We start from the raw sequence: 9,892 nt of genomic DNA, 5'->3' as shown, positions 1-9,892 counted from the left end.
GTCCCCAAGGGGATTCGAACCCCTGTTACCGCCGTGAAAGGGCGGTGTCCTAGGCCTCTAGACGATGGGGACACATAAATGTGTCACTAGGACAACTGAATGGTTAAACTCGTTTCAGGCGAGCTTTATTAATAACACTGCACTTCCCTATTAAAATAAGTAAGTGGCGTCCCCAAGGGGATTCGAACCCCTGTTACCGCCGTGAAAGGGCGGTGTCCTAGGCCTCTAGACGATGGGGACACATAAATGTGTCACTAGGACAACTGAATGGTTAAACTCGTTTCAGGCGAGCTTTATTAATAACACTGCACTTCCCTATTAAAATAAGTAAGTGGCGTCCCCAAGGGGATTCGAACCCCTGTTACCGCCGTGAAAGGGCGGTGTCCTAGGCCTCTAGACGATGGGGACACATAAATGTGTCACTAGGACAGTTGATTAGTTAAACTCACATCCTGAGCTGTTTAAGGTATTGCGATATATACAAATTAAGACTCGAGCTTAATCTGTTCGCTATTCTCTCGGTAAAACCGCCTTTAACTAATAAAAGCTAAGTGGCGTCCCCAAGGGGATTCGAACCCCTGTTACCGCCGTGAAAGGGCGGTGTCCTAGGCCTCTAGACGATGGGGACACAGAAAACTGCTACCCTAGGACATACACTAAAATAAATTGGTGGAGCTATGCGGGATCGAACCGCAGACCTCTTCACTGCCAGCGAAGCGCTCTCCCAGCTGAGCTATAGCCCCAATTTATTCTGCTAAACACTTACTCGGTAAACCGTGTGGTGTATTGCTTAGTGCGGGGCGCATTCTATGCAGCACCCCAAATAAAGTCAACAGTTTTTTATGTAACTTTATTTAAATGATTTAAATTTCAACAAACTGGATACTGAATAAACAACAGATTCAAATATACAGTACATTTCCCCTTAAAACGCGTTTAAATCATAAATAAACGAGCGCTAAATAGAAAGGATTGCCGTTAAATAATCATAATGAATCTAATTTATAAGGTATACATCTATATGCAAATCAAATTATGAAAAAGTCACTCCTGCAATTAAGGCCCTGATGATATTTTTTATATTGAATAAATAAACCAAGCACACGTTATTAGAGCTCACTAAACTTCAAGGCCCCCTCACTTTCGTATCGCAATGAAATAACCATTCTAAAAATGGCTGTTCTGCAACGTAAAAAAGTGTAATTACACCACGGTGTGTTGAATAATTATTAGATCACGCATACCTGCTGTTTATAATTACAATAAAATAGCTTCCCTGCCTGCCCATCATTTAATAATTAGCTAATCTTCTTTCAGCTCATTAAAGGTAAAAGGTAATTTATTGGCGTTTACCTGGTTAATAAACTAATCATTTAGCTTATGCACTAATGAGTTATGCGAGTAACTTTACGTAAGCGCGGCTTCAAATGCAGAGAAATGTTTATTAATTAGCCTCAAAAACGATTGTTTGCTTATAAAACCCGCATCTAAAACATTTTTCACATTCAAGTGTTGACACATTTAGAACTCTATCTATAATAGCGCCCCACAACAACGCAGCAATGTGTTGTATTAGATGTGGGTGATTAGCTCAGTTGGGAGAGCATCGCCCTTACAAGGCGAGGGTCACTGGTTCAAGTCCAGTATCACCCACCACATCTAATTCTATACGAGTTGTTAGCTCAATTAGAACAAAGAGAGCATCACCGCTATTTACAAATAACGGCGAAGTTCACTGGTTAAAGTCCAGTACTATTTATTTTGATAGTAGCGTTTTAATTTATATGTGGGTGATTAGCTCAGTTGGGAGAGCATCGCCCTTACAAGGCGAGGGTCACTGGTTCAAGTCCAGTATCACCCACCACATATAAAACCTATTATTTTATTAATAGTCGCGTTTTAAAATTGTAATATGGGTCGTTAGCTCAGTTGGGAGAGCATCGCCCTTACAAGGCGAGGGTCACTGGTTCAAGTCCAGTACGACCCACCATTTTTTAAATGGTGCATATTACAAGATATCTAAATGGGTGATTAGCTCAGTTGGGAGAGCATCGCCCTTACAAGGCGAGGGTCACTGGTTCAAGTCCAGTATCACCCACCATTTAGATATAAAACTTTACGGGTCGTTAGCTCAGTTGGGAGAGCATCGCCCTTACAAGGCGAGGGTCACTGGTTCAAGTCCAGTACGACCCACCATTTATAAAATGGTTATCGTAAAGTTTAGTTAATTGATTATTTGGGGTCGTTAGCTCAGTTGGGAGAGCATCGCCCTTACAAGGCGAGGGTCACTGGTTCAAGTCCAGTACGACCCACCATTTAATCAAAAATTATATGTGGGTGATTAGCTCAGTTGGGAGAGCATCGCCCTTACAAGGCGAGGGTCACTGGTTCAAGTCCAGTATCACCCACCACATATAATTCAATTCAATTCAAAGTATCACCAACTCCATACAAACATATAAATAGGTTAAAAATTTTAATTACTTATTCATACACGTTAAGAGTTTTATCTTTATGATATCTAAGACAAAATAACTACTAAACAGTTTATATAATACGTAACGATTACTTATTGCTCGTATTTTCTTATATATCCGAAATAAACCCACTACTTACAATGATTAAATTTTAAATTCCCTTGTCAGCGACTAGACTGTTTATTATAGTCACTGATACGTTTAATTGGTCGCAAGTTTAATGCCAACAAAGATTTTTTCTAAAGCCAAAATACTCATAGTTGAAGAGCAACCACTTGCCCAAAGCTATATGAAGCAATCTCTCGAAAAACTTGGCTTTGAGCAACTTAGCTTTGCTGAGCATGCCAGCTCAGCTAAAGAACAGTGCCTCTCAGAATCATTTGACCTTATAGTATGTTCTTTTAATTTAAGTAAAAATCAAGATGGCTACCAGCTATATGAAGAACTGCGTGTAAAAAGATTAATTAAGCACTCTACTGGTTTTATATTCATTTCAGCTGAAACAACAGGATCTTTAGTTCATAGTATGCTTGAACTACAGCCTGATGACTTTCTTGTGAAACCTTTCACTATTCACGAACTAAAAACACGAATAGAACGGATTTTATTGAGAAAGCATAAACTACAAAAAATTTATAGCCTAATAGATGATAATAACGATTCTAAGGCGCTCAAGTTCATTAATGCTGCTTTAAATGAAAAAGGCAGCGCTAATAGCGCAATTTTACTAAGGTTAAAAGGTGATCTTTTAATTCGATTAAAAAGAAATGAAGAAGCAAAAAGCTACTTTAAATCGGTTTTAAATATTCAAAAGTTTACATGGGCTAAAGTAGGTTTAGTAGAAGCGCTTATTGCTAACAATGAGCATATTTTGGCTCAACGTATGCTTAAAACAATGCTAGAACGACATGAAACTAGGCTAGTGGCATTAGATTTACTTGGCCGCTTAGAAATAAAACTAAATAAATTTGAACAAGCACAAGATTTTTTAAGTAAAGCAGTAGAGATTGCACCGCGAAATATCGATCGTCAAAAATCATTAAGTCATGTCACACAGTTAAATCACGATTATGAAAAAAACTACGCAACACAAAAAGATATTGCAAACTTTGCAAAGCACTCCATACACGATCATCCCGATATATATTTAAATGCAGCGCGAGCTGGTATTGATTTCGCCCTGACTACAGATCAAAGCGATCAGGTTCAACGTATTTCGAGACAAACAAATAAATATTTAAACGACTTAAAAAGTCAATTTCCAAATAGCCATAACCAAGCACAAATTGATGTATTAAATGCTCGTTTACATTACCTTAAAGATGAGCACCAAAAAGCTAAAAAACTTATAGAACAGCTTGATGTCGATGACACTCAAATTCGCTCCGTCGACGGTGCACTCGACAAAGCGAAAGCATTTCATGAACTCGGGTTTCATCACAAGGCACAATCATTATTCTCCCAAATTATTACACATTGCGAACGTCACCCAAACATCAGTGATCCTATTTATCTGCAATATATCCAACAGCAGCAAAGAGAACGCCGAGATATTAAAATGGGGCCTAAAGAACTAAATAATCATGCTGTTACACAATTTAACCGTGGACAACTCAATACGGCCCTGGAAGCTTTCACACAGGCATTTAGGATCATGCCTCGCAATGCTAGCATTGCTTTAAATTTATTACAGTGTCAGTTTGATAACAGCAAAGAAAGTAGCCAAACAATGAATCTAACAATCGCTAAAAAATGCTTTGCACTTCTGTCTTCTACACAATTAGATGATGAGCAGCAACAGCGGTTTGAAAAAATATCACAGCAAGCGAATGCCATGGGGTTAATTTTAACTAAATAAAAATAATTTCCCTATTTACGCGCTAGCGCATTCTATACTCGTATAAACCATCAATAAGGAAGTCCAATTGCAACATATTGCCTCTCACTTAATATATTTGTTAATGGCTAGCCTATCATTGAGCTTTACGTGTGCTTTAGCAGCTAAAACTAAGCTCTCAAACTGGCAAGAAGCTGATATTGATTGGCGTGCCTTTGAGGGTACGCATATTAATGTTTTGGCAGATCAACAGCCTGCATTCATGGCTTTAAAACCGTACTTGCCTGTTTTTAAAGAATTAACAGGTATTAATGTTGGCTTTCATGCATTAGAACAGTCAAAAATGCGCCGCAGACGAAGTAAAGACTTAGAGAAAGGATTAGGCTTATATGATGTATTACCCATGGGTGTTACATTTTTAGGTCAAGCATATGAAAAAAATTATATCGACCCCATTGCCCCTTACTTAAATAATCCCGCCTTAACCGATAAACATTGGTATAAAATTGATGACATTAGCCCTAACAGCTTAGCGTTGTGTCAGATAAACGGTACATTATTATCACTGCCCTTTGACTTTTCGGCACCAATATTTTTTTACCGTAAAGACCTCTTCGATAAGTTTGAATTACAAGTGCCCAATACTTATGAAGAACTTATACAAACCAAAATTGCACTTCAAAAAGCAATTGATTTAAACCCTGAGTTAGCAGGAATGAGTGCATTCGCATCTCGTACATTACCAGGCGCTGGATTAAATACTTGGACTGTTTTACCTGTGATGCGCGCATATGGCGCGCAAATATTAACACAAGAAGGAGAAGCGCTTAGTAACTCGCGTGAGGCTCAAAAAGGTATTAAAGCCTATCGAGATCTAGTTGTTGGCTATGGTAATCCATCAAATAGCCGTACATTACATTTTTATGATATTAGAAAGCTATTTAAAGAAGGTAAATTGGCATCAGCTTTTATCGCATCTCATTTTTATAATGAAATAGATACACCTAAAGAGTCAGACATATGGGATAAATGGGAGGCAGCCCCCTTACCTAAGGGTCCACAAGCACGTGAGACCTCTCCTTGGGCGTGGGCATTTGCTATTAATTCAAAATCATCTAAAAAATCTGCGGCTTGGCTTTTTATTCAATGGGCAACAAGTGCCCAAACAGCGAGTTTATTAAGTACCGGAGGCTCACCACCACGGCAACAAATATGGCAAGAACAGCTTTTTACGCTGGTAAATAAGCCCGGATTTAACGCGACAATGCTGTGGGTTTTTGAACACGCAACACCTGCTCACATTCAATCTGGGATCGCGCAATTCCCAGCCATTGGTGAAATTATATCTCATGCCTATAGCCAAATTTTTTATGGTGCAGATATTCACCAAACGTTAAATAATAGCAACGATAAAATTACCGTTGTACTTGAGACTAATAATTTAAAGCAGAAGTAGCCTATGTATATAAGCATTGCTCATAAAATACTATTAATTATCGGCTTTACTATCAGCTTAGTATTAGGTGTTAGTACAGCTTTGCATGTTATTGAACTAAAAAATCAAACTTTATTAAATATGAGTGAGAAAGCATCCGCGATCGTCTCACCGATGCTAGGTGAAATAAAAAAATTAAGCAAAGATGGTAATGTTGGTAACTGGGTGATGCAAATTCAAACCATCGCGATTGACCAGCTACTAGAGCAAAATAGCTTTAATGACCTCACTAATGTTTTTTTTATAGATAACGAAGCACATATAGTGGCGCATCACGATATTGAACAAGTATTAAGCGATGTTATTAATCAAACATTGTTACAAGCCCTCGATCAACAACAAAGTATTATTATCAATGATGATAATATTTATCACGTTGTTATTCCCGTTAAAGGACATCAAAATGACAATCTAGGCTTTGTTGTTGTTAGTTTTTCTGATGATGGACTCGCTGAAAAAATTGCCTCTATTATCACCAATGCCGTCTCATTATTTGCATTATATTTATTAGCTGCACTCGTGATTGCTTATATCGTTATTCGTAAAATAATCCTGCAACCTATTGAGCAACTCGTTGAATTTTCACACTCGATCACCACAGGCGATCTTGATTGCCCCATTAATATTGCTAGTCAAGATGAAATTGGTACACTTGCAAGTGGTTTTAAAATGATGCGAGCAGCAGTGCGACAACAAATAAACAACATGCATCAGCAACAGTCTATTTTAGAAGAAATGGTCGCAACACGCACACAAGAATATTTAGCGGCCAAAGATCAGGCTGAACATTCAAATCAAGCTAAAAGTGTTTTCTTAGCTAATATGTCCCATGAACTAAGAACACCGCTTAATGCAGTGCTTGGTTTTAGTCAATTGCTGCAAGACAGCGAGTATGACAAAACAAAGCTTCGATATCTGGAGGCTATTTCCGTTTCAGGTAACTCTTTATTAGGTATTTTGAATGGTATTTTAGACCTATCGAAAATTGATGCGGGAAAAATGCAGCTTGAGCTCGAAGACGCTGATTTAAATTTAATGTGTAATGAATTATCGATGATGTTTATGCAGCAATGTGCGCAAAAAGATCTAGCACTGACAATTCGATGCTCTGAGCTCATTCACACCGCCCTACACCTTGATGGTAATAAATTACGACAAGTAATGATCAACCTAATTAGTAATGCCATAAAGTTTACTGAGCAAGGTCACGTGTGTGCATTGTTTGATTGTGAGCAAGGCTCAACAAATCAACATATCAATTTAGTGATCAGTGTCCAAGACTCCGGCAAAGGGATCCCAGATGATCAACAAAAATGTATTTTTAATGCGTTTGAGCAAGTGGAAGGACAAAAAAGTTCTGAGTTTGGCGGTACTGGATTAGGTTTGGCTATCTCACTAAAATTCATTAAGTTAATGGGTGGCACATTACAAGTAAATAGTTGTGAAGGTCAAGGCAGTGAATTTATTGTTCGTATCCCCGACATTAAATTAACTCATTCAATCAGAAGGACTAAAAAAGCCTATTATCCCCCTATTAATAGTTACCAATTTAATCCTGCTCGAATATTAATTGTTGATGACATTGCTTATAACCGAGATTTTTTAATTTCATTTTTATCTCGTTGGTCTTTTGACATTGAAACGGCTGAAAATGGTCAAACAGCAATAAAAAGTGTCAGTCAAAAAATCCCAGACTTAATCATAATGGATATGAAGATGCCAATTATGGGAGGCCTTGAAACAACTCAGTTTCTACGCAATGACGCTAAATATAAACATATTCCAATCATTGCGGTAACAGCCTCAGCCCTGCAAAATGAAAAAATGAAATTCACACAATTAACTGATTACTGCATAACAAAGCCTATTTGCAGAGAGCATTTAATTTTTGCTATTGCACAATTTATTGACCCAATTTAGCGTATCTATAAACCATACTTAATGCCTATGTAACCACTTTAAGTCAGCTTTTATAAAGTGGTTATCGCGTTCGTTTTTTTACATAAAGCTGCTTACAGCTTTTTCAGGGATACCGCATTGATACAATAACGCAGTCCACTGGGCATTGGCCCATCAGGGAATACGTGACCTAAGTGCGCATCGCATACATTACAAACCGTTTCAACTCTTTGCATACCGTGGGTTTTGTCACCATTGTAAGCGATGGAATTTATCTCTGCTGGTTGCGTGAACGATGGCCAACCGGTGCCACTATCAAATTTCTCGTCGCCATCAAATAATAAGTTATCACAGCATATACAGGCATACTTTCCAGGTTCAAACAACGTGCAACTATCTGAGCTATGTGGGCGCTCAGTGCCTTTATTACGCGTCACATAAAATGCCTCTTCTGATAGCATCTCTTGCCATTGTTGCATGGTTTTCTCTACTTTACGGCTTGGCTCTGGGTTACCTTTACTGGCAAAATTTAAGATATCATTCCAGTTCAACATAATTGACCTCATTTATACAAGATGGGTTAATTTACTGCTATCCACATTATCATGGTAGTGCGTTAATAACATTGCGAGTTTTGGATTTATCCGTATCTCACAAAATGGTTTGTTAGGATTTGAAAAATAGTAATTTTGATACTGGCTCGGTGAATGTTTAAACTCCCCTGCCAGTAAAATGTGTGTAATTAATGGCTTGTTATAATCTGCTTGCTTTAAATCTAACGCGTGCTGTGCAGCTTCACATTGCGCGCTCGTATAAGCATAAATTGCAGAACGATATTTCTCACGCATGCTATGTTCACTCGTTGCACTGTGGGTATCGATATGGATTGCAATTAAATCAGTTAAGCTTATTTTATGAGGATCAAAGCGCAATCGAATCGCTTCACTAAATTGGCTGCTGTTCTCTGAGCTTTTAAACCAACCTTGCTCAACACTCTCAACACCTTTTAATGAACTGAAAATAGCTTCGGTGCACCAATGGCAGCTTCCACCTAAACCGATCTGTTGTTTCATGATACCTCCAAAAAGCAACGACTAACTTGATGCGTTTAAGTATACCGCTGTTTTAAAGGTTATATTTCATTGTATCAAAATAGATTGCTTTTCACGGGCAGTAAAAAGTGAATCTAAATACGCTAAAATCTCAGCTTTCGTTGCCGGCAAGCTGACAGATAATTGTCGCTCTTTACTAGAGTAAACAGACAATAAATCATCATGGCATTGTATTTTTTCAATCGTATTTATAACCAGCCATTGCGGTCCGTGTGTGCGATCAAAAAAGCCTGTCAGTGTAAATAATAATAAGTTTTCTTGATCGCGTTGGATGAATTTATCAAGGCTATTACGTGTTTTAAAAAATGACGTTAACCGATAGCAGCACGAGCTAAATACGAACACCCATAAAGCTATTAAAAATACAAACCAAGGCTGCTGAAATAGCCCAGTAAATAAGCTCAATAATAATAGTACGATGCCAAAACAAGCGACGATCAGCGCCAGTCGTTGATTAATTTTTTGCATTGATAGTCCTTACTAACCAAGATTGATGTTAGTGCTTCTTGTCATCCGTTTCAGGATCGGGCCAGTCATTAAAAAATACCGTTAAATAACGGCTTTTGGCTAAATACAGAAGCACCCATAACACAGTTACCATTTGTAGCGCTAAAAACATCGAAAATTGATAATAACTATGTGCTGCTTGAATGACTAACCAAGCTAAATCAGCGGCTGCGCAAACAAGTAATGGCCAGCGCATGAAGCGCCAAATTCGTGCTAATTTCGCAGCACCAGTAGTGCTTTTTTGTGGCCTGCGTAAACAAAATATAACCGCTGGAATAATTGCAATTGCGCCGATGGCCAAAGCACTAAAAAAATCATTTTTTGATCTAAAAACCAACGACATTATATCCAGCTCAGGACGACGGCTAAGCGCTGCAATAATCCAAATAAAATAAGCACGTAATAATACAAGTAAACTCAAATGAAATGCGATTGGCGTACGGTATGTGCCGTATTTATCCCAATACTCCGGTCCGTAACGCATCAGCAATTCCTATCTTTATTAAACTCACTATAAGTACAGCGGCACTTATAGTGATCAATAATGGACTGCTGTTGAGCTTTA

7 protein-coding genes and 12 tRNA genes are annotated in these 9,892 nt (G+C 38.2%); 10 read left to right on the top strand and 9 right to left on the bottom strand.

Annotation, left to right across the window (positions count from 1 at the left end):
- The 5 genes from A7967_RS18555 to A7967_RS18535 form a co-directional block, all read right to left on the bottom strand.
- Positions 1–72, bottom strand: a tRNA-Glu gene (locus A7967_RS18555).
- Between the two features lie 92 nt (positions 73–164).
- Positions 165–240 (bottom strand) — tRNA-Glu (locus A7967_RS18550).
- A 92-nt stretch (positions 241–332) separates the two neighbouring features.
- Positions 333–408, bottom strand: a tRNA-Glu gene (locus tag A7967_RS18545).
- 144 nt (positions 409–552) lie between these two features.
- Positions 553–628 (bottom strand) — tRNA-Glu (locus tag A7967_RS18540).
- A gap of 39 nt (positions 629–667) precedes the next feature.
- Positions 668–743: transfer RNA gene (locus A7967_RS18535), tRNA-Ala, on the bottom strand.
- A gap of 837 nt (positions 744–1,580) precedes the next feature.
- Between A7967_RS18535 and A7967_RS18530 the strand changes: the two genes are divergently transcribed.
- The 10 genes from A7967_RS18530 to A7967_RS18485 all read left to right on the top strand — a co-directional run bounded on the left by A7967_RS18530 (position 1,581) and on the right by A7967_RS18485 (position 7,729).
- Positions 1,581–1,656, top strand: a tRNA-Val gene (locus tag A7967_RS18530).
- A 132-nt stretch (positions 1,657–1,788) separates the two neighbouring features.
- Positions 1,789–1,864: transfer RNA gene (locus A7967_RS18525), tRNA-Val, on the top strand.
- Between the two features lie 50 nt (positions 1,865–1,914).
- A tRNA-Val gene (locus A7967_RS18520) sits at positions 1,915–1,990 on the top strand.
- A 35-nt stretch (positions 1,991–2,025) separates the two neighbouring features.
- A tRNA-Val gene (locus tag A7967_RS18515) sits at positions 2,026–2,101 on the top strand.
- A gap of 19 nt (positions 2,102–2,120) precedes the next feature.
- Positions 2,121–2,196: transfer RNA gene (locus tag A7967_RS18510), tRNA-Val, on the top strand.
- A gap of 43 nt (positions 2,197–2,239) precedes the next feature.
- Positions 2,240–2,315: transfer RNA gene (locus tag A7967_RS18505), tRNA-Val, on the top strand.
- A 20-nt stretch (positions 2,316–2,335) separates the two neighbouring features.
- A tRNA-Val gene (locus tag A7967_RS18500) sits at positions 2,336–2,411 on the top strand.
- A gap of 286 nt (positions 2,412–2,697) precedes the next feature.
- Positions 2,698–4,335 (top strand): response regulator, encoded by a 1,638-nt coding sequence (locus tag A7967_RS18495; RefSeq protein WP_054206430.1) that lies wholly within the window; start codon positions 2,698–2,700, stop codon positions 4,333–4,335.
- Positions 4,336–4,402: 67 nt separating this feature from the next.
- The gene (locus A7967_RS18490) at positions 4,403–5,770 is read left to right on the top strand and encodes an extracellular solute-binding protein (protein WP_054206431.1); all 1,368 of its coding nucleotides are present in this window, start codon (positions 4,403–4,405) and stop codon (positions 5,768–5,770) included.
- A gap of 3 nt (positions 5,771–5,773) precedes the next feature.
- Positions 5,774–7,729: an ATP-binding protein gene (locus tag A7967_RS18485; protein WP_054206432.1), complete on the top strand. Its 1,956-nt coding sequence runs from the start codon at positions 5,774–5,776 to the stop codon at positions 7,727–7,729.
- A gap of 92 nt (positions 7,730–7,821) precedes the next feature.
- Here the strand turns inward: A7967_RS18485 and msrB are convergent, their stop codons facing one another.
- From msrB to A7967_RS18465, 4 genes are all read right to left on the bottom strand, one after another.
- Positions 7,822–8,262: a peptide-methionine (R)-S-oxide reductase MsrB gene (gene msrB / locus A7967_RS18480; RefSeq protein ID WP_054206433.1), complete on the bottom strand. Its 441-nt coding sequence runs from the start codon at positions 8,260–8,262 to the stop codon at positions 7,822–7,824.
- 12 nt (positions 8,263–8,274) lie between these two features.
- Positions 8,275–8,781 (bottom strand): peptide-methionine (S)-S-oxide reductase, encoded by a 507-nt coding sequence (locus A7967_RS18475; RefSeq protein ID WP_054206434.1) that lies wholly within the window; start codon positions 8,779–8,781, stop codon positions 8,275–8,277.
- 66 nt (positions 8,782–8,847) lie between these two features.
- On the bottom strand, positions 8,848–9,288 hold the full coding sequence (locus A7967_RS18470) for a hypothetical protein (RefSeq protein ID WP_054206435.1): 441 nt from the start codon (positions 9,286–9,288) through the stop codon (positions 8,848–8,850).
- Between the two features lie 28 nt (positions 9,289–9,316).
- Positions 9,317–9,814: a DUF2919 domain-containing protein gene (locus tag A7967_RS18465; protein WP_054206486.1), complete on the bottom strand. Its 498-nt coding sequence runs from the start codon at positions 9,812–9,814 to the stop codon at positions 9,317–9,319.
- Positions 9,815–9,892 lie beyond the last annotated feature (78 nt).

Source organism: Pseudoalteromonas neustonica, assembly GCF_001653135.1.
GTDB classification, from domain to species: domain Bacteria; phylum Pseudomonadota; class Gammaproteobacteria; order Enterobacterales; family Alteromonadaceae; genus Pseudoalteromonas; species Pseudoalteromonas neustonica.
This window is presented reverse-complemented; position numbering and strand designations above follow the sequence as displayed.

Bases quoted from the DNA above. Each gene is read 5' to 3' on its own strand.
- A7967_RS18495 (WP_054206430.1), top strand. From the start codon at position 2,698: ATGCCAACAAAGATTTTTTCTAAAGCCAAAATACTCATAGTTGAAGAG.
- A7967_RS18485 (WP_054206432.1), top strand. From the start codon at position 5,774: ATGTATATAAGCATTGCTCATAAAATACTATTAATTATCGGCTTTACT.
- msrB (WP_054206433.1), bottom strand. From the start codon at position 8,262: ATGTTGAACTGGAATGATATCTTAAATTTTGCCAGTAAAGGTAACCCA.
- A7967_RS18475 (WP_054206434.1), bottom strand. From the start codon at position 8,781: ATGAAACAACAGATCGGTTTAGGTGGAAGCTGCCATTGGTGCACCGAA.
- A7967_RS18470 (WP_054206435.1), bottom strand. From the start codon at position 9,288: ATGCAAAAAATTAATCAACGACTGGCGCTGATCGTCGCTTGTTTTGGC.